General features: G+C 71.9%; 18 protein-coding genes. 14 read left to right on the top strand and 4 right to left on the bottom strand.

Annotated elements, in window-relative coordinates; genetic code table 11:
* The first annotated feature begins 2 nt into the window (after positions 1–2).
* From ACLF6P_RS05400 to ACLF6P_RS05380, 5 genes are all read left to right on the top strand, one after another.
* Complete coding sequence (locus tag ACLF6P_RS05400) at positions 3–275, top strand: phosphoribosyl-ATP diphosphatase (RefSeq protein WP_415948487.1); 273 nt, start codon at positions 3–5, stop codon at positions 273–275.
* An 85-nt stretch (positions 276–360) separates the two neighbouring features.
* Entirely contained in the window at positions 361–1245 is an 885-nt protein-coding gene (gene hisG, locus ACLF6P_RS05395) for an ATP phosphoribosyltransferase (RefSeq protein WP_415948485.1), read from the top strand.
* Positions 1246–1260: 15 nt separating this feature from the next.
* A complete protein-coding gene (locus tag ACLF6P_RS05390) occupies positions 1261–1710 on the top strand; it encodes a PH domain-containing protein (protein WP_415948484.1) in 450 nt (149 codons plus the stop codon).
* Between the two features lie 211 nt (positions 1711–1921).
* Positions 1922–3250 carry a hemolysin family protein gene (locus ACLF6P_RS05385; RefSeq protein ID WP_415948482.1) on the top strand — a complete coding sequence of 443 codons (1329 nt, stop codon included), beginning with the start codon at positions 1922–1924 and terminating at the stop codon, positions 3248–3250.
* Positions 3247–4344 (top strand): hemolysin family protein, encoded by a 1098-nt coding sequence (locus ACLF6P_RS05380; RefSeq protein ID WP_415948480.1) that lies wholly within the window; start codon positions 3247–3249, stop codon positions 4342–4344. The genes ACLF6P_RS05385 and ACLF6P_RS05380 overlap by 4 nt, the downstream gene beginning before the upstream one ends.
* 62 nt (positions 4345–4406) lie before the next feature.
* Here the strand turns inward: ACLF6P_RS05380 and ACLF6P_RS05375 are convergent, their stop codons facing one another.
* Together ACLF6P_RS05375 and ACLF6P_RS05370 are read right to left on the bottom strand one after the other, a co-directional pair.
* A complete protein-coding gene (locus ACLF6P_RS05375) occupies positions 4407–6278 on the bottom strand; it encodes an AAA family ATPase (RefSeq protein WP_415948478.1) in 1872 nt (623 codons plus the stop codon).
* Positions 6279–6774: 496 nt separating this feature from the next.
* Positions 6775–7404: a uridine kinase family protein gene (locus ACLF6P_RS05370; protein WP_415948477.1), complete on the bottom strand. Its 630-nt coding sequence runs from the start codon at positions 7402–7404 to the stop codon at positions 6775–6777.
* 184 nt (positions 7405–7588) lie between these two features.
* Here ACLF6P_RS05370 and ACLF6P_RS05365 point away from each other — a divergent pair, with 184 nt between their 5' ends.
* The 5 genes from ACLF6P_RS05365 to ACLF6P_RS05345 all read left to right on the top strand — a co-directional run bounded on the left by ACLF6P_RS05365 (position 7589) and on the right by ACLF6P_RS05345 (position 13902).
* Entirely contained in the window at positions 7589–9010 is a 1422-nt protein-coding gene (locus ACLF6P_RS05365; RefSeq protein ID WP_415948476.1) for a peptidase C39 family protein, read from the top strand.
* A gap of 162 nt (positions 9011–9172) precedes the next feature.
* Positions 9173–9361 (top strand): SCO1431 family membrane protein, encoded by a 189-nt coding sequence (locus tag ACLF6P_RS05360; protein ID WP_415948475.1) that lies wholly within the window; start codon positions 9173–9175, stop codon positions 9359–9361.
* A 322-nt stretch (positions 9362–9683) separates the two neighbouring features.
* Positions 9684–10856 carry an acyl-CoA dehydrogenase family protein gene (locus tag ACLF6P_RS05355; RefSeq protein ID WP_415948473.1) on the top strand — a complete coding sequence of 391 codons (1173 nt, stop codon included), beginning with the start codon at positions 9684–9686 and terminating at the stop codon, positions 10854–10856.
* Between the two features lie 764 nt (positions 10857–11620).
* Positions 11621–12739 carry an Rv3169 family protein gene (locus tag ACLF6P_RS05350; RefSeq protein WP_415948471.1) on the top strand — a complete coding sequence of 373 codons (1119 nt, stop codon included), beginning with the start codon at positions 11621–11623 and terminating at the stop codon, positions 12737–12739.
* 53 nt (positions 12740–12792) lie between these two features.
* The gene (locus tag ACLF6P_RS05345; RefSeq protein ID WP_415948470.1) at positions 12793–13902 is read left to right on the top strand and encodes a phosphotransferase family protein; all 1110 of its coding nucleotides are present in this window, start codon (positions 12793–12795) and stop codon (positions 13900–13902) included.
* Between the two features lie 30 nt (positions 13903–13932).
* Here the strand turns inward: ACLF6P_RS05345 and ACLF6P_RS05340 are convergent, their stop codons facing one another.
* Positions 13933–14289 carry a hypothetical protein gene (locus ACLF6P_RS05340; protein WP_415948468.1) on the bottom strand — a complete coding sequence of 119 codons (357 nt, stop codon included), beginning with the start codon at positions 14287–14289 and terminating at the stop codon, positions 13933–13935.
* 255 nt (positions 14290–14544) lie between these two features.
* On the opposite strand from ACLF6P_RS05340, the gene ACLF6P_RS05335 reads away from it, so the two are divergent.
* The 4 genes from ACLF6P_RS05335 (at position 14545) to fxsA (ending at position 18722) form a co-directional block, all read left to right on the top strand.
* On the top strand, positions 14545–14985 hold the full coding sequence (locus ACLF6P_RS05335; RefSeq protein WP_415948467.1) for an Lrp/AsnC family transcriptional regulator: 441 nt from the start codon (positions 14545–14547) through the stop codon (positions 14983–14985).
* An 87-nt stretch (positions 14986–15072) separates the two neighbouring features.
* Complete coding sequence (locus ACLF6P_RS05330) at positions 15073–16713, top strand: amidohydrolase (protein ID WP_415948466.1); 1641 nt, start codon at positions 15073–15075, stop codon at positions 16711–16713.
* 522 nt (positions 16714–17235) lie between these two features.
* On the top strand, positions 17236–18003 hold the full coding sequence (locus ACLF6P_RS05325; RefSeq protein WP_415948464.1) for a polyprenol monophosphomannose synthase: 768 nt from the start codon (positions 17236–17238) through the stop codon (positions 18001–18003).
* Positions 18004–18128: 125 nt separating this feature from the next.
* Positions 18129–18722 carry an FxsA family membrane protein gene (gene fxsA, locus ACLF6P_RS05320; protein WP_415948462.1) on the top strand — a complete coding sequence of 198 codons (594 nt, stop codon included), beginning with the start codon at positions 18129–18131 and terminating at the stop codon, positions 18720–18722.
* A gap of 203 nt (positions 18723–18925) precedes the next feature.
* Here fxsA and ACLF6P_RS05315 read toward each other — a convergent pair whose 3' ends face one another.
* Positions 18926–19300, bottom strand: coding sequence for an RNA polymerase-binding protein RbpA (locus ACLF6P_RS05315; protein WP_415948461.1), 375 nt, complete (start codon positions 19298–19300; stop codon positions 18926–18928).
* Positions 19301–19562: the final 262 nt, after the last annotated feature.

Here is a 19562-nt window from a genome sequence, read left to right as displayed (position 1 = left end):
TCATGTCCAAGAAGACGTTCGAGGAGCTGTTCTCCGAGCTCCAGCACAAGGCCGCAACCGGCGACCCCGCCACCTCCCGTACCGCCGAGCTGGTGGACAAGGGTGTGCATGCCATCGGCAAGAAGGTCGTCGAGGAGGCCGCCGAGGTCTGGATGGCCGCCGAGTACGAGGGCAAGGAGGCGGCCGCCGAGGAGATCTCGCAGCTGCTCTACCACGTCCAGGTGATGATGGTCGCGACCGGCGTCACCCTCGACGACGTCTACGCCCATCTCTGAGCACGCCCCGGTGCCTCCCGCCGCCGCTGTCCGGTGAGCGGCCACCACCAGCCCGTATACCCCTACGCAAGGAAGAGCCGACCTCATGCTGCGCATCGCCGTCCCCAACAAGGGTTCACTGTCCGGACCTGCGTCGGCGATGCTCCATGAGGCCGGTTACTCCCAGCGCAAGGAGTCGAAGGAACTCGTCCACGTCGACCCCGGCAACGAGGTGGAGTTCTTCTACCTCCGGCCGAAGGACATTGCGGTCTACGTGGCCCAGGGCCGGCTCGACATCGGCATCACCGGCGAGGACCTCCTGATCGACTCCGGCGCGAGCGCCGAGCCGATCCTGCCGCTCGGCTTCGCCCGCTCCACCTTCCGCTTCGCCGCCAAGCCCGGCGCGGTGGCGAGCGTCGAGGACCTCGCGGGCCGCACCATCGCCACCTCCTACGAGGGCATCGTCGCCAAGTACCTCGCCGAACAGGGCGTCGACGCCTCGGTCGTGCACCTCGACGGCGCCGTCGAGACCGCCATCGAGCTGGGCGTCGCCGATGCCATCGCGGATGTCGTCGAGACCGGAACCTCGCTGCGCAACGCGGGGCTCGAGGTCTTCGGAGAGCCGATCATGCGCTCCGAGGCCGTCGTCATCCGGCGCACCGGAGCGAACGGCGAGAACGGCGAGAACGGCGAGAACGGCGAGAACGGTGAAGACTCCAAGGTTCAGCAGTTCCTGCGCCGCCTGCAGGGCGTTCTCGTCGCCCGCACCTACGTGATGATGGACTACGACTGCCGCGCCGAGCACCTGGAGGCCGCGGTCGCCCTCACGCCCGGACTCGAAGGCCCGACCGTCTCGCCGCTGCACAACGAGGGCTGGGTCGCGGTCCGTGCGATGGTCCTCGCCAAGGACTCCCAGCGGATCATGGACGACCTGTACGCGCTGGGCGCCCGCGCGATCCTCACCACCGCCATCCACGCCTGCCGGCTCTGATCCGGGGCGACTGCGATGAGTGAGCGAACCCCTTCCCTGCCGGTCACCTTCCGGCCCACCCGCACCCGCGCCGTGCTCCTGACGGCCGGGGCGGCGATGTTCGTCGTCGTCACCACGATCGGTCTGATCGTGCCGGGGCTCGGCCCCGGCGAGCGGGTGTCCTTCGTCTTCACGGCCGCGCTGCTCTCCTCCGTCCTGGTGCTGCTCGCGCGGCCGAAGGTCGTGGCCGACGAGAGCGGGGTCACCGTCGTCAACCTGACCCGCAGCCGGCGCCTGGCCTGGGCGGAGATCCTTCAGGTGAACCTGCGGCCCGGCGACCCCTGGGTCTTCCTCGACCTGAGCGACGGCACGAGCCTGCCCGCCCTCGGTATCCAGCCGGGCATCGGCAAGCAGCAGGCGATCCGCGACGCGAGCGCGCTGCGCAGCCTCGCCGAGGCGCACGGCACCGGCGCGGACGCCAACTGACGCACACCGGCACTGACACAGAACCCTCGCTCGTGATTAATCTGTTGGCAGAGGCGGACGAACCCGCCGCCCGTCCCGAGCTTCCGGTCCGGACCACGGGACGACCCCTGCGAACCGAGGAGTGACCCCCTCCGCCGATGGACGGATCGTCCGGTAGTACCTGCGCCGCCCCTTCCCACAGGTCCCCGACCGCCCCCGGGAAGCAGGCGGCATGATCATCCCCCTGCTCCTGCTCGCGGCAGCCTTCCTGCTCATCCTCGCCAACGGGTTCTTCGTTGCGGCCGAGTTCGGCCTGGTCACCGTGGAGCGCCCGGAGGCCGAGCGGGCCGCGGAGTCCGGCGACCGCAAGGCCCGCAGGGTCGTCGCCGCCCTGCGCGAACTCTCCTTCCAGCTCTCCGGCACCCAGCTCGGCATCACCATCACCTCCCTCGTGGTCGGCATGCTGGCCGAGCCCGCGCTTGCGCGGCTGCTCGCCGGCCCGTTCACCGCGACCGGGATCCCCGAGGGAGCGGTGCCCGGTGTCTCCGTCGCCGTCGGCATGCTGCTCGCCTCCGCGGTGCAGATGGTGATCGGCGAACTGGTGCCCAAGAACTGGGCCGTCTCCCGGCCCCTCCAGGTCGCCCGTTTCGTGGCCGGACCGCAGGGCGCCTTCGCCCGGCTGCTGCGCCCGGTGATCGCCGCCCTGAACTCCGTCGCCAACCGAATCGTCCGCTCCTTCGGCGTCGAGCCCGCCGACGAGCTCGCCTCGGCCCGTACTCCCGAGGAGCTGATGTCCCTCGCGCAGCACTCCGCACAGGCCGGAGCGCTCGAAGCGGACACCGCGGACCTGTTCGTACGGACCCTGTCGCTCGGCGAGCTGACCGCCAAGGACGTGATGACGCCCCGCGTGAAGGTGAACGCGCTGCAGTCCTCCGCGACCGCCGCCGACGTCGTCAACCTGACCCGCGCGACCGGCCTCTCGCGCTTCCCTGTCTACCGGAAGCGCATCGACGAAATCATCGGCATGGTCCACCTCAAGGACGCCCTGGCCGTACGCGCCCAGGAACGCGGCCGCACCCCGGTCGGCCGGATCGCCCTGCGGCCGCTCCTCGTCCCCGAGACGCTGCCCGTGCGGTCCCTGCTCCAGCAGCTGCGCCGCGAGCAGCCGATCGCCGTCGTGGTGGACGAGTACGGAGGCACGGCGGGTGTGGTGACCCTGGAGGACATCGTCGAGGAACTTGTCGGCGAGGTCCGCGACGAGCACGACAGGGACGCCGCACCGGACCTCGCCACCGCGCCCGCCGAGGACGGCAGGCCCGCCTGGGACGCAGACGGCAGTTGCCGCGTCGACACCCTGCAGCGGATAGGGCTCCAGGTCCCCGAAGGCCCCTACGAGACGGTCGCCGGCCTGGTCGCCGATCTGCTCGGCCGTATTCCGGCCCCGGGCGACCACGCCGAACTCCCTGGCTGGCGGCTCTCCGTGCGCGAGGTCGGCCACAACCGGGCGGAGCGCGTGCGTCTCGTCCGTACCTCGTCGCGCCCCCTGGCGGCGGTGCGATGAGCGTCCTGTATCTCCTTTTTGCCCTGCTTCTTGTGCTCGGCAACGGTTTCTTCGTCGGCGCCGAGTTCGCTCTCGTCTCGGTGCGCCGCAGCCAGATCGAGCCGTACGCCGAGAGCTCGGCGCGCGCCCGTCGGGTCCTGTACGGGCTCGAACACCTGCCGCAGATGATGGCCGCCGCCCAGTTCGGCATCACCATCTGCTCCCTGACGCTCGGCGCGGTCGCCGAACCGACCGTGGCGCATCTGCTCGAACCCGTCTTCCACGCACTGCACGTGCCCGGGGGACTGATCCATCCGCTCGGTTACGTCATCGCGCTCGCCGTGGTCGTCTTCCTGCACCTCGTGGTCGGCGAGATGCTGCCGAAGAACCTCGCGATGGCCGCACCCGAGAAGACCGCCATGTGGCTGAGCCCGGCGCTCGTCGCCTTCGCGCGGCTGTGCCGCCCGGTCACCGCCGCGTTCGGTGCCTGCTCGCGCGCGGTGCTGCTGCTGTTCCGGGTCGAGCCGAAGGACGAGGTCGAGGCCGTCTTCACCAGCGTGCAGTTGGGGCGGCTCGTCGAGGACGCAGGGCAGGCGGGGCTGCTCGAACCCGAGGAGCAGGAGATCCTCGGCGACGCCCTGGAGCTGGGCAGCCGCCCGGTCACCGAAGTCCTGCTCGACCCGGCCGAACTGGTGACGGTGGCGCCCACCGTCACCCCGCGGCAGATCGAGGAACTGACGGTCCGCACCGGCTACTCACGCTTCCCGGTCTGCGCGGACGGCGGCGCCTTCATGGGCTACCTGCACGTCAAGGACGTCCTCGACGTCGAGGAAACGGAACGCGCCGTCCCGCAGGCGGTCTGGCGCCCCATGGCCACGCTGCGCGCGGAACTGCCCCTGGACGACGCCCTGGCCGTCATGCAGCGCGCGGCGACCCACCTCGCGAAGGTCGCGGACCCCTCGGGCCGAGTGCTCGGCCTGGTCGCGCTGGAGGACGTACTGGAACTCCTGGTGGGCGAGGTACGGGACCCGGCGCACCGCGTCCTGCCACAGCCCGCCCCGAGGGCGCACGGACACCCCGTGGAGCCGGTCACCGACGACTATGCGGGTGTCTGAGCCCGCAAGGCGCCCGCCCACCCGCAGCCACATCTACCCCGCCAACCCCGGACACCGCCCCCTCACACCGTCGGCGCATCCCCCGGCCCCCGCCCCGACAGCACCTCGCCGTACGCCTGCATCAGATCCGCGAGCCGCAGCGTCGCCAGCTCCTCCACCGACGGCTCCTCGGGATACGCGGACAGCCGCAGGTCCCGGTACGCGCAGCTCTTCTCGTACAGGGTCCGCAGGAAGCGCCCGTTGCCGAGCTCGTCGATCCACCCCTGGTCGACGACATGCCCGGCGATCGAGCGCAGCTCGTCGAGGGACTCCTCGTCCCACCGGTCCCCGTTCTCCGCCGCGAGCACCTCGCCGATGGCGGTCAGCTCCAGCGGCCGGTACGTGGGGAAGTCCACCCGCGTCGTGAACCGTGAGGACAGCCCGGGGTTCGCGGCCAGCAGCCGGTCCATGCCCTCCGGATAGCCGGCGAGGATCACCACGAGGTGGTCGCGGTTGTCCTCGGCCCGCTTCAACAGCACCTGCAGCGCCTCGTCCCCGTACGCATCGCCCTTGCTGTAGCCGGAGTTGGACAGCGCGTACGCCTCGTCGACGAAGAGCACCCCGCCGAGCGCCGAGTCGATCAGCTCGTTCGCCTTGACCGCGGTCTGCCCGAGGAACTCGCCCACGAGATCGGCCCGCTGGGCCTCCACGAGATGGTCGCCGCCGAGCAGCCCCAACGCGTAGAAGACCCGGCCCAGGATGCGGGCGACCGTGGTCTTGCCGGTCCCGGACGGGCCGGAGAAGACGAAATGCCGCTTCGGCGGCTGCACGGGCAGCCCCTTGTCGGCCCGAAGGCGTGCCATCCGCAGCTGTGCGGACAGCGCCTTGACCTGCCGCTTCACCGGCTCCAGACCGACCATGCGCTCAAGCTCGGTGAGCGCCTCGGCAAGGAGCGCGGGATCCGCCGGACCCGTCGGCAGACTCGGCGGCCCGGCCTGCCCGGGGATCAGCGCCTTCTCCCGTACGGCATCGGCCTCGGTCGACTGCCCGCCACCCGGGGGATCGGTGTCCACCTTGAGGTCACCGCCCTCGGTCCCGTACGCGGTGTCGAAGCCGTCCGGGTAGTCGCCCGGCTCGGCGCCCGACAGTGTCAGGGCCGCGAAGTCCCCGCCGTCCTCGACGCCGTCGATCCCGTCGTAGTCGGCGATCGCGGCAAGGCGCGCCGAGGTGTCCATGAACGCCGGATCGACCCGGTGCACCGCCCGGTACAGCGGCAGCGCGGCCGCGCTGCGCCCGGTGCCCTCGTGGGCGCGCGCCAGCCAGTAGCGCAGCTCCTTGCGCTGCGGCTGCTCGCTGCGGCAGCGCATCAGGGCCGCCGAGAGCAGCGGCTCGGCCTGCCCGAACATCTCCAGACGCACCCGCGCCATCCCGCCGAAGAGGCCCGCCTCGATCCCGAGGGCATGGTCGTCGATCAGCGGATCGGTATGCCGTACGAGCTGGTCCCAGTCCTTGACGAGGTACGAGCGGCAGGCGTGCAGGAAGCGCACCTGGGCGTCGGCGTCCACCGGGGGCAGGCCCGCGAGGGCGCGGTCGAGCTCGGGGACATGGCGCCCGTCGAGCCAGTGGGAGGCGTGTGCGAGCAGCAGATCGCGGGTGCTCTCCAGCACCGGCTGGACCCACCAGCCCAGCCAGTACCAGGAGTTGAGAGTGCGGCGGTGGCGGGTGCGCTGCTCGCCGAAGCGGTCGCGGTGCCGGTACATCCGCAATAACGCGGTCGTCGTGTCGACCCGCAGCGCATGCAGTCCCAGCCAGCCGTCGGCCATCCCGGGATCGATGCGGACGGCCGTTCGGAACTCCTCCTCGGCCTGCGGATAGGCGCCCATGGTGTAGGCATCGACGCCTCGCAGCCAGGCGAGCTCGGCCGGGGCCGCTGCGCCCTGCGTGCCGAAGTCCATCACGTCCCCCACAAACCTGCCCCCGTCGGTGCGCCGAGCGGGCGTCTGCCCGTCGGCGGCGTTCGTCGAACCACACTGCTGGTGCCGGGAGTTGACGTGGTGGCGATCTCCGGGCGGGGCCCGTCGATCGCACCGTGAGGCATCGTACCTGCGCACCGGGCATCCGCCGTAGGGCGTCGCGCGAGTCGGCCGGTGCACACGGGGAGGCGCAGGGGGAGCAGAGGGGGAGCGCGGGCGGGGCCCGGCGTGGTTACCGAGGGTAAAGGTGCGGCGGCGCGGAGAAGGCGCGAAAGGGGACAAAGGGCAGAACGAAGCCCCCGATCACGGGGGAACAACCGGGGGCTTCGCGTCTGCGGGCGACCGCTCACGGCCGCACATTGAGAACGTAAGTCCTGTACGACCCCCCGGTCAAGCCAAGTTGAGTCTCTCGATCGGGCCCTTTTCCGGGCCGCCCGGCCCGCTCCGGCGCACGGTCGCTCTGCGTGACGGCAAAGGGTCAGCCTGCACGCAACTCCGGTCCCGGCAGCACCTCGTACCCCTCGGGTACCTGCCGTACCAGAGCCTCCGCGAACGGCCGGGAAGGGTCATCGGCGAAATGACTTTCCTCGGCCGGTTCCCACCGGGCCCAGAAGTCGTGCTGCACCACACCGTCGCGTTCGCGCCCACGCCGCCAGGACCGGTCGGGCGGCAGCTCCATCCACAGCAGCCGCGCCAGCCAGGGCCGCAGCGCCCGCCGCCCGGCGCCCACGCCCTCCACCAGGACGACGGGGGCGGGATCCACGGGCGGCCCCGGTCCGAAGCGGCGCGCGTTCCAGTCGTACGCGGCGGGGCGGGCCGTCCGTCCGGCCGCGAGCGGGTCGAGCACCTCGCGCGCGAACCGCTCCGTCCAGTCGAAGAGCTCGGCATGGCTGCGGATGTCGTCGAGCCCGAGCGCCGGCGCGCCCCCGAGCTCCGCGGCGAGCGCGCGGGCGAAGGTCGACTTCCCGGAGCCGGCGTGACCGTCGATCCCGACGAGCCGCACCGGGCCGCAGGAGGGCGCGAGAGCGCGCAGCTCGCGGGCGAGCGCGGACAGCCCGGCGGGCGGCCAGGCGGGCGCCTCCGGAGGCTGGGCGGGGGAGTGGTTCATCGTGGCCCAGCGTACGGGCGGCGGTGCGACGGCCGGACGGCGCCGCAGGTCATGCCAGTGGTCCAGACCGATATCGGTGGCGCGCCGGGGAGCCGAAACCCTGGCCGAAGCAGCCCGCGAACGGTCATAGTGGGCGGCTGTCGGGCCTGCCACGGCGCCGCTCGCTTCGGACCAGGAGCCCCCCATGACCTCCCCGCACAGGACCTCCCGCAGAACCGTCCTCACCGCCGCGGTCGCCGCCGCCGCTGCCTCTGCTGCCACCCCCGCCTCGGCCACCCCCGCCTCGGCCGCCTCCGCCTCCGCCTCGGCCGCCTCCGCCTCGGCCGCTTCCGCAGTCTCGCGCGCACCGGCCGCTCCGGGCGGACCGGCGGCGGGCCGTCTCGTGGACAATCACTTCTGGACCGCGTACGGAGACTGGCGCCGCGGCACCGCCCACGGCACCCGCGCGGTTCCGGGCCCCCGTCCCGGCCTCGCCATCGCCGCCCCCGAGGGCCTGCGCGAGTACACCGACCCGCACACCGGCACCACGGCGAACTGGGAGTACGCCACATGGACCGGCCCCGAGCAGGAGCTCGCCGTCCCCGCCACCGAGGTCATCGCCTCCTGGAACGCGGACACCCCCGCGGGCACCTGGATCGCGATCGAGCTGCGCGGCACCTACTCCGACGGCACCACCACCCCCTGGTATGTGATGGGCCGCTGGGCCGCCGGTGACCAGGACATCCGGCGCACCTCCGTCGACGGCCAGGGCGACGGCAGGAGCTCCGTCTGGACCGACACGCTCGCGCTCGACGACGCGTCGAGCGGCCTGCGTCTGGCCGCCTGCCGACTGCGCCTCGCCCTCCTGCGCAGGCCCGGCTCGCGGGCCACGCCCACCGTTCGGCGCGCGGGGGTGATGGGCTCCGATGTGCCCGACCGCTTCGAGGTGCCCGCCTCGGCGCCCGGACCGGCACACGAGCTGAGCGTCCCGTGCTACTCGCAGAACACCCACATCGGCCAGTACCCGGAGTATGACAACGGCGGCGAGGCCTGGTGCAGCCCCACCTCCTCGACGATGATCATCGAGTACTGGGGGCGCGGCCCGAGCCCCGAGGACCTCGCCTGGGTGAACCCCGACTTCGCCGATCCACAGGTCTGCCACGCGGCCCGGTACACCTACGACCACCAGTACGAGGGCTGCGGCAACTGGCCGTTCAACGCCGCCTACGCGGCCTCGTACGAGGGTCTGCAGGGCGTCGTCACCCGGCTCGGCTCGCTCACCGAGCTCGAGCGGCTGATCGCGGCCGGCATCCCGGCCATCACGTCCCAGTCCTTCCGTGAGGAGGAACTGACCGGCGCGGGCTACGGCACCGCAGGCCACCTCATGACCGTGATCGGCTTCACCGAGGACGGCGACGTGATCGCCAACGATCCCGCCTCGCCGGGCAACGAGGCCGTACGCCGCGTCTACCGGCGCCGCGAATGGGAGAACATCTGGCTGCGCACCAAGCGCCACGACGCCGAGGGCAGGGTCAGAAGCGGCACCGGCGGCGTCTGCTACCTGTACTTCCCGGCCCGCCCGAGCGCCGCCCAGTGCGCGGCGCTCGCCTCGGTGGGGATCCGCTGAACGGCTGATGTTCCCGGGCGAGGCGAACAGGGCATGATCCCGATCATTCGGGACCAAGTGGATTAGCCCACACATGACGTCCGCCTCTACCCCAGGACGCCTTCGCGGTGGCACCGTGGAGGCGTCCATGGGGGGAACCGGGGACAGCCACCGCAGTACACCGTGAGCGAGACCGTCATGAACTCCAGCTCCGGCGCGCACGCCGCCGCGAACACCGCAGAGGTCGCCGAGTACGTCCGCAGCCGTACCGGTGGGCCCCGCGACCACGGGCCCAAGATCCTCGAACACCTCGCGGGCTGGACGCTCGTCGTGGTCCTCGCCATGTTCGTCACGCAGACCGGGCTGCTCTGAGCGGCACTCCCGCTTCCCAGGCCCTTCCCGCATCCGAGGGTCTTTCCCGCTTCCCAGGTCTCGGCACCGCCGCCCGCCCGGCCCGGCGCCTTCCCCTGCCGCCAGCCAGGCGACACGCGGCCCTGCCGAAGCTACTCGTGGTTAACGGCCGTGAACCCGGTGACGTGCAGCGTTTCATCGGGCATACTCATCCCGCGCCAGTCGTACGCCCCGGTTTCGCGACCCGTACCCGAGGGATATGACTGAGCACGTCAGACCCCGGCGGCGCCGCCACACCCTGCGCGCGCGACCGCTGCGCGCCCGACAGGGAGGAGCCTCGCCCATGAACGTCCGAGCCCCACAGCCGGTGGACCGACAGCTGCCCACCGAGGAGGCCGAGGACCTGCTCGCGCTCGTCCGCGAGCTGATCAAGGGCGAGGTCGCGCCCGGTGCCGCAGAACAGGAGGAAGCGGGTCACTTCCCGCGCGAGCTGTTCACGCTGCTCTCCGAATCCGGCCTGCTCGGCCTGGTGTACGGGGAGGAGTTCGGCGGCGGCGCACAGCCCTACGAGGTCTATCTCCAGGTGCTCGAAGAGCTCGCCGCGGCCCGCCTCACCGTCGGCCTGGGCGTCAGCGTCCACTCCCTCGCCTGCCACGCGCTCGCCAACTACGGCAGCAAGGAGCAGCGCACCGAACACCTGCCCGCCATGCTCGGCGGCGGACTGCTCGGCGCGTACTGCCTCTCCGAGCCCGCCTCCGGCTCGGACGCCGCCTCGCTGCGGACCAAGGCCGTACGCGATGGCGACGACTGGGTGCTCGACGGCACCAAGGCCTGGATCACCCACGGCGGGATCGCCGACTTCTACACCGTCCTCGCCCGCACCGGCGCGGAGGGCTCCCGCGGGATCACCGCCTTCCTCGTGCCCGGCGACGCAGAGGGCCTCACGGCCGCCGTGCCGGAGAAGAAGATGGGCATGAAGGGCTCGCCCACCGCCCAGCTCCACTTCGACGGCGTGCGGGTGAGCGATGCCCGGCGGATCGGCGAGGAGGGCCAGGGCTTCGCGATCGCCCTGTCCGCCCTGGACGGCGGCCGCCTCGGCATTGCGGCCTGCGCGATCGGCGTCGCCCAGGCGGCACTCGACGAGGCACTCGGCTATGCGCTGGAGCGCAAGCAGTTCGGGCGTCCGATCGCCGACTTCCAGGGTCTGCGCTTCATGCTCGCCGACATGGCCACCCAGGTCGAGGCCGGACGTGCCATGTACCTGGCCGCGGCCCGGCTGCGCGATGCGGGGCGGCCGTTCTCGCGGCAGGCCGCGATGGCCAAGCTCTTCTGCACGGACGCGGCGATGAAGGTCACCACGGACGCCGTACAGGTGCTCGGCGGCTACGGCTACACGCAGGACTTCCCGGCCGAGCGGCTGATGCGTGAGGCCAAGGTGCTGCAGATCGTCGAGGGCACCAACCAGATCCAGCGGATGGTCATCGCCCGTCACCTCGCGGGCCCCGAGTCCCGCTGAGCTGTTCGTGCGGCTCCCGGGACTCCTGCGTCTGCCGTGAGTCCCGGAGGCCCCGCGCCTCCCGCGTCGCCTCTCGCACCTGCCGCGGCTCCTGGGGTGCCCTCGCCTCCCACGCCTCCTGCGTTGTCTCTCGCGCCCCCTGCGTTGCCTCGTGCGCCTGCCGCGCCTCCTGGGGCGCCCGCGTTGCCTGCCGTGGCTCCCGTGGCTCCCGTGGCTGCGGCGGCTCGCCGGACCGTCCCGCCCCGGGAGCGAACTGGCGCGGCGGGCGCGGCCCCGTGCCCGGCCCGGTCGGCGTGGTGAACGGATCCGCCGAACCGAACTGCCCCGGACGCACCGTCGGGGCGGTCAGCCGTGCCCACTCCGGATCGCGGTGCCCCGGCAGCGTCCTGCCCTTGCCCGCCCAGTGCCGCAGCAGCTCCCGGTAGATGGGCGGATCGGACGCGCGCACGGCACCACGGTCACCGGACTGCTGAACCGATTCTCCCGCCGCGGGTACGTAGAGCGTGCGGCGCCGCCGACCGGTGGCTTCTTGCAAGGGGGTCATGCCCGGGCCAACGCGGCTCGCGGCACATGGACACCCCCGTGCGGATTCGATGATCGGTTCGGAGAGTGGCCCTGGCGTGGTGCGCGGTGACCGCGCGGGCGTTCCCGGGGGACCTCGACGGCGGTGGCACGGCTATGGCCCCCCGCAAGGGATCTGACGTACCGTCAAATCTGCCGCAGGGGAGCACCCTGCACCCCTCGCATGTCCAGGGAGGATTGCCGTGGCCGACGACCGTCCGGTTCCGCTCGACGAGTACCCCGTGCACCAGGTCCCGCTCTCGATGAAGCAGGTCGCCACCGGCGACCGGAACGCCTACGACCGCTGCATCTTCCAACTCTTCGACCACGAGGGCAGGTTCCTGCTCATCCTCGGTCTGGGGGTCTATCCCAACATGGGGGTGATCGACGCGTACGCCACCTTGCGTACGGGCGACACCCTCCATGCCGTACGCGCCTCCGACGCACTCGGGGACGACCGGATGCGGCTCGAAGTGGGCCCTTTGCGGATCACGGTCGAGGAACCGCTGAAGCGCATACGCCTGGAGTGCGCGCCCGACGGCCCGGACTCCCTCTCGTACGACCTCACCTGGACCGCCGCCTTCCCCGCCGTCTGGGAGCCGCACCACACCCAGCGCAAGGGGGACCGGCTCACCCTGGAAGGGCGGCGCTTCGTGCAGGGCGGACGGCCCGAAGGGGTCATCCGGCTCGGTGGAGAGGAGATCACGGTCTCCGCCGATGGCTGGACCGGCACCCGCGACCGCAGCTGGGGGGTCAGGCCGATACCCGGCGAGGAGGGCGGGCGGATCGGCGCCGAGGAGCGCACCGAAGGCTTCCACTGGCTCTGGGTGCCGGTGTGCTTCGAGGACCGTTTCGTCATGGTCATCGCCCAGGAGGACGCGGACGGCTACCGCAGCCTCAACGAGGCCGTCCTGGTCCGCGAAGGCGCACGTGATGTCCAACTGGGCTGGCCGCACGCCGACATCGCCTACCGCCCGGGCAGCCGCCACCCCGAGCGCGCCGTCATCCACCTCACGGACGCCTCCCGCAAACCGGCCGAACTGACCGTCGACTGCCTCACGGACATCCCCCTGGCCATCGGCGCCGGCTACCCGCCCGCCGACGACTGGCAGCACGGCACCTGGCGCGGTCACGACTGGACCGACCGCCGCACCTACGACCTCTCCGACCCCGGCGCGCATCCGCTCGCCGCCTACGGAGTGATCGACCACGCGGCCCGCTTCACCCTCGACGGACGCACCGGCTACGGGATCTTCGAACACGGCAGCTTCGGCCGCCACGACCCCTCCGGGTTCACCGGCTTCGACTCGGTCGCCCCCTGAGCGGGGTCCGACAGCGGTTTCCGCACGCATCCGTCCACGAGAGGAGCCGACCCATGGCCACGGCACCACGCCCCCGTACCAGCACCCGCGACCCCGAGGAACTCGGCCGCAGGCTCACCACCTGGCTCGACGCACGCCTGCCCGGCGCCAAGGCGGCCGACGTCAACGTCCCCGAGTCCAACGGCATGTCCAGCGAGACCCTGCTCTTCGACATCGAACACCCCGAAACCCCGCTCACCGCCTGCGCGTTGCGTCTCGCGGCGGATCCCTCCGCGTACACGATCTTCCCGGTGTACGACATGGAGCGGCAACACCGCGTCATGCACCTCGTCGGCGAGCACACCGAACTGCCCGTACCGCGCGTGCAGTGGCTGGAACGCGATCCCGGCCCGCTCGGCGCGCCGTTCTTCGTGATGGAACGCATGCACGGCCGGGTGCCGCCCGACGTCATGCCCTACACGTACGAAGGCAACTGGCTGTACGAGGCGAGCGATACCGAGCGCGAGGAACTGGAGGCGGCCTCGATCACCCTGATCGCCAAGCTGCACGACCAGTTCCCGGCCGCCGAGGCCGCCTTCCTCGCACTGCCCGGCGAGGGCAGCGCCCTGCGCCGGCACGTCGAGTCTCAGCGCACCTACTACGAGTGGGTGGTGCGCGACACCGCACGCTCACCGCTCATCGAGGCGGCCTTCGAACGGCTGGCGGACCTGTGGCCCGCCGACGAGGGCGAAGCGGTCCTCAACTGGGGCGACGCACGCATCGGGAACATCATCTACGACGGCTTCACACCTGCCGCCGTCCTGGACTGGGAGATGGCCTGCCTCGCCCCGCGCGAGGTCGACCTGGGCTGGACGGTGTACCTGCACCGCTTCTTCCAGGACCTCACCGTGAGCTTCGGACAGGCGGGCCTGCCGGAATTCCTGCGCCGCGACCGGATCGAGGAACGCTACGCCCGGCTCACCGGACACACGCCGCGGCACATGGACTTCTACACGCTGTACGCGGCGCTGCGGCACGCGGTCGTGATGCTGCGCGTCGCCTATCGGCAGGTCCACTTCGGCGAGGCGAGCCTGCCCGAAGACCCGGCGGACGTCGACAAACTGATCCTGCACCACGCCAGCCTGGCGGCCATGGTGCAGGGCGACTACTGGGACCGGTCCTGAGCCCGCTTCCGAGCTGCTCCTGAACGCGCTCTAGGCGGCGCTGCGCAGTGAGGACCGCTTCATGGGGCGCGAGCCCGGCCCGCCCACGTGCGAGAAGGGCTGCGTCCGCCAGTCCAGGCCCTGAGGAAGCGTCAGAAGCAGTGCGGTGTCCTGCTCCTGGGCCTCGAGGCCCTCGTCGGCCGGACGGGTGTCCGCGGCCGGGCGGCCGGTGCCCGAGCAGGTGGTGAGCCCGAACGGGTTCCACGGAGTGGGGCACTTGGCGTGCTGTGGAAGGACGTCCTCGCCGGAGAGGAGCGCGATGGGCTGCTCGCAGTCCGGGCAGATCACCCGGAACATCTCGAAGGTGTCGTACGCGTCGGGCTCGGTGCTGCCCTGCTGTTGCTGCATGGGATCTCCCCCTCGGGTGGGCCGACAAGGCGCTGCGGCCTCGACCACAGCAAGCACTTCCCGCCTGTTCGTCGCCGTAACCACGTCACCGCCCCGGACGCGGCCGTAGTCGTGTGGCGTTCATCACAGAAGGGTTACGGGGGAGTCGTTCCGGCACGGCAGGAGCTCGGGGGGACCGCCGCCCGTCGAGTGCGCGGGTATCACGTGGGTAACCCAGGTGTCCCCATGGATCACGGCCCTGTAGGTTCTTGCGCCATGGAGGACCTCGACCGCCAGATCGTGCAGCTGCTCGTCAAGGACGGGCGGATGAGCTACACCGACCTGGGCAAGGCCACCGGCCTGTCCACGTCCGCCGTGCACCAGCGGGTGCGTCGGCTCGAGCAGCGCGGCGTGATCCGCGGGTACGCGGCCGTGGTCGATCCGGAGGCCGTGGGGCTGCCCCTGACGGCGTTCATCTCCGTCAAACCCTTCGACCCCAGCGCCCCCGACGACATCGCGGAACGGCTGGCCGGCATCCCCGAGATCGAGGCCTGCCACAGTGTGGCCGGTGACGAGAACTACATCCTCAAGGTGCGCGTCGCCACGCCGCTGGGCCTGGAGGACCTCCTCGGCCGCGTCCGCGCCCTCGCGGGCGTCTCCACCCGTACGACGGTCTGCCTCTCCACCCCGTACGAGTCCCGCCCGCCCCGTCTGTGAACCCCCGGCGGCCCGCCGGGCCGGGTGCGGGGACCGCAACGGCACCCCGTGTCCGGGCCACCCGGTGCGGGGCGGGAGACTGTTCCCATGAGCGAGAGCAATCCCAGCGCCCCGGGCCACCGCACCGTACTGCTGCGCGGCGGTGAGGTCCACAGTCCCGCCGACCCCTTCGCGACCGCCATGGTCGTGGAGCGCGGTCAGGTCGCCTGGGTCGGTTCCGAAGGTGCGGCCGACGCCTTCGCGGAGGGCGTCGAAGAGGTACGGGACCTACACGGAGCACTGGTCACACCGGCGTTCACCGATGCGCACGTGCACACCACCTCGACCGGCCTCGCCCTCACCGGACTCGACCTGAGCGGCGCCCGCAGCCTGCCCGAGGCGCTCGACCGGGTACGGGAGCACAGCGCCCGGCACCCGGACGACCGGGTCCTGCTCGGCCACGGCTGGGACGCCGCCCGCTGGCCCGAGCGCCGCGCCCCGCGCCGCGCCGAACTCGACGAGGCGACCGGCGGCCGGCCGCTCTACCTGAGCCGGATCGACGTCCACTCGGCCGTCGCCACCACCGCCCTCCTCGACCTCGTGCCCGGCATCCGCGAGCTGCCCGGCTTCGCCGCCGACGCCCCGCTCACCAAGGACGCCCACCACGCGGTACGCCGCGCGGCCCACGGCGCGATCACCCCCGTGCAGCGCAAGGAGGCCCAGCGGGCGGCCCTGCGGCAGGCCGCCTCGCTCGGTATCGGCTCGGTGCACGAGTGCGCGGGCCCGGACATCTCCGGCGAGGACGACCTCACCGGCCTGCTCGCCCTCGCCGCCGAAGAACCGGGCCCGCGCGTCACCGGCTACTGGGCCGAGGCCCTGGAATCCGCCGCCGACGCCGACCGCATCCGCGATCTGGGCGCGCTGGGCGCCGCGGGCGACCTGTTCGTCGACGGAGCGCTCGGTTCGCACACCGCCTGCCTGCACGAGCCATACGCGGACGCCGCCCACACCGGCACCGGCTACCTCGACGAGGCCGCCGTCGCCCTGCACGTCGTGGCCTGTACCGAGGCGGGCATCCAGGCCGGCTTCCACGCCATCGGCGACGCAGCCGTGGCCACCGTCGTCGCCGGGATGCGCACCGCCGCCGACAAGCTGGGCCTCGCCCGGGTACGCGCCGGCCGGCACCGCGTCGAGCACGCCGAGATGCTCAGCCCCGAGACCGTCGCCGCCTTCGCCGAACTCGGCCTCACCGCCTCCGTGCAGCCCGCCTTCGACGCCCTGTGGGGCGGCGAGGACGGCATGTACGCCGAGCGGCTCGGCGCCGAGCGGGCCCGCACCCTCAACCCCTACGCGGCGCTGCTGCGTTCGGGCGTCCCGCTCGCCTTCGGCTCCGACAGCCCCGTCACCCCGCTCGACCCCTGGGGCACGGTCCGTGCCGCCGCCTTCCACCGCACACCCGAGCACCGCGTCTCCGTACGCGCCGCGTTCACCGCGCACACCCGCGGCGGCTGGCGCGCGATCGGCCGCGACGACGCCGGGACGCTGGTGCCCGGCGCCCCCGCCGACTTCGCGATCTGGCACACCGGCGAACTCATCGTCCAGGCACCCGACGACCGCGTCGCCCGCTGGTCCACCGACCCCCGCTCCGGCACCCCGGGCCTGCCCGATCTCACCCCGTCCGTCGAACTGCCGGTCTGTCTGGAGACCGTGGTCGGCGGCAGGACGGTGTTCGTGCGGCCCAATGGGTGACGGTCCGGTGTGGCGCGGGGTGTTCCGGTGGCGGAGCAAGGCGCCGCTCGGGCCCGTGATCACGGCCCTGAGCTGCCCGCATGGCGAATCGCCGCAGGTGGCAGCTGTGTTGACAGACGGCCGCGTGGGGCGGGTAGTTTCGGCCGGGTCCACCACAGGACGTCCGGCGGGGCCACCTCCACGCAGTCGTCGAGCGCGGCTGGGTCATGGGGGCGGAGTGCCGCACCGGCACCCCGCCACTGGGAGCCAGGCCCAGCGACCGCGCCTCGGGGGCGGACGCAGGTACCGCCCGGCCGGACAGGTGCGACCCGGGTGGGGCCCGGATGCTCAGTAGACAACGGCCTGTCGTCGGCTCGCAGCCAGCGGGTCCCAGGTCGGCCCGAAGGGCACCGGGTCCCGGTCCCGCACCGGTTCCACCCTTCTCCACGGCCTTTCGGCAGGACTCCTGCGCCCCGTGCCTGCGGCTTCCGGCGTGGGCCGCACTATGGTGGAGCATCCGTTTGTGGAATTAAGGGGCACGCAGTGAAGGACGGCGGTCAGCGGGAGTACGGCCCGCTCGGCACCACGTTGGTGATCATCCCGACGTACAACGAGGCCGAGAACATCAAGCCGATCGCGGCCCGCGTACGCGCCGCCGTGCCCGAGGCGCACATCCTGGTCGCGGACGACAACAGCCCCGACGGCACCGGCAAGCTCGCCGACGAGCTGGCCGCCGAGGACGATCACGTCCACGTGCTGCACCGCACCGGCAAGGAGGGCCTCGGCGCCGCGTACCTGGCGGGCTTCGACTGGGGCGTCGAGAACGGCTACGGCGTGCTTGTGGAGATGGACGCCGACGGCTCGCACAAGCCCGAGGAGCTGCCCCGGCTGCTCACGGCGCTCAAGGGCGCGGACCTCGTGCTCGGCTCGCGCTGGGTGCCGGGCGGCCGGGTGGTCAACTGGCCCAAGTCCCGCGAGTTCATCTCCCGGGGCGGCTCCATGTACTCGCGGCTCATGCTGGACGTGCCGATCCGCGACGTCACGGGCGGCTTCCGCGCCTTCCGCAAGGAGACGCTGCAGGGCCTGGGCCTGGCCGACGTGGCCTCCCAGGGCTACTGCTTCCAGGTCGACCTCGCCCGGCGCGCGGTGCGGGCCGGCTTCCATGTGGTCGAGGTGCCGATCACCTTCGTCGAGCGCGAGCTGGGCGACTCCAAGATGAGCCGCGACATCCTGGTCGAGGCGCTCTGGCGGGTCACGGCCTGGGGTGTGGCCGAACGGTCCGGCAAGATCCTGGGCCGCAGGCGACGCTGAACGGCCGGCCCCCTGACCCCGGCCGGCTCCTCCTCGCCTCCCGGCCGAGGGGCGCCGGCCTCCCCGCCGGGATCGCTGATGTCCCGCTTACGCCGTACGGATGCGGCACACGGCACACTGGAGACATGACGACGCCTCCGACCCAACGCCCGGGCGCCCGCCCTGCCGGTCGCTCGAAGCTGCGCCGGTATCTGCCGCTCGGGATCGCCGCCTGGCTGGTCCTGGAGATCTGGCTGCTGATGCAGGTGGCGCAGGCCACCAGCGGCTTCGTGGTCCTCCTGCTGCTCTTGGCCGGTGTCATGCTCGGCGCTGTGGTGATCAAGCGGGCCGGTCGCCGTGCGTTCCGCAGCCTGAGCGAGACCCTGCAACAGGCGCAGGCAGCCGCGGCAGCGGGTGAGGCGCCCAAGGCGCCGCCGGCGCAGTCCGGCCGGGGCAACGGCCTGACGATGCTCGGCGGGCTGCTGCTGATCATGCCCGGGCTGCTCTCGGACGTGGCCGGGCTGGTCTGTCTGCTGCCGCCGGTGCGCAAGACGGTGGCGAAGCGGGCGGGGAAGTCCTTCGAGAAGCGGATGGCCGGGGCGAGCCCCGGCAGCTTCGAGAACGCCTTCCAGCAGTCCCGCATCCACCGCCCGGACGGCAAGATCGTCCAGGGCGAGGTGATCCGCGACGAAGCTCCGCGCGATGAGCGTGCGGGACGCGACGAGATTCCCCCCACCTAGCTGTGGGTCTCCCCTGCTCAGTGGGGTCTCCCCTGCTCGAGCGAAGCCGAGAGCTTGGGGAGGGTGGGCACAGGGGCACCCCGGTGCGGGGAAGCGCGATAGGCGGCGCCCACCCACCCGCAGCGAAGAGCGCAGAACTGGGCCGGGGCCCGGACACCAAGTGTCCGGGCCCCGGCCCAGTCTTACCAACCGTGCCTCGCGCGCTACGCCGACTTACGGCTGTCCCGCGGATGCACAGCAATATTCATGGTCCCGGAGCGAAGAACGGCCAGGCGCTCGGCCAGGACCTCCTCCAGCTCCTCACGCGTACGCCGCTCCATGAGCATGTCCCAATGCGTACGTGCGGGCTTGCCCTTCTTCTCCTCAGGGCCGTCGCCGTCCACCAGGAGTGCCTGGGCCCCACAGACCTTGCACTCCCACTCCGGCGGGATCTCCGCCTCCACCGAGAACGGCATCTCAAAGCGATGTCCGTTGTCGCATGCGTACTCCACCGCCTGGCGCGGGGCCAGGTCGATGCCGCGGTCGGTCTCGTAGCTGGTCACCACGAGGCGCGTGCCGCGAAGAGCTCGCTCACTCATGAATCGTGCCTCCCGGGCTAGTCGCCCACAGGACAGGTGTCGCTGTCGTCGTCATCCGGTCAACGTCCGGTCGGCGGTAAAGATTCCCGTTCCGGGTCACGCGTCGCCGTCTTAGCCGCCCCTTGTTCTACCCACCATCGTCCGGTTTGTCACATCTGGCAGAAGATGTCACCCAACGCTTCAGTTTCTTTAGCGTGAAGGAACGGTACGCCCGGCAGGCCAAAGGCGTACACTACCGGCCTTTGCCGCCCGGCGCTAAATC

This window comes from Streptomyces lothianensis (assembly GCF_047779955.1).
Taxonomy (GTDB): Bacteria; Actinomycetota; Actinomycetes; order Streptomycetales; family Streptomycetaceae; genus Streptomyces.
Note: the sequence above shows the minus strand (reverse complement) of the source record. Positions and strands in the feature narration are given on the sequence as shown.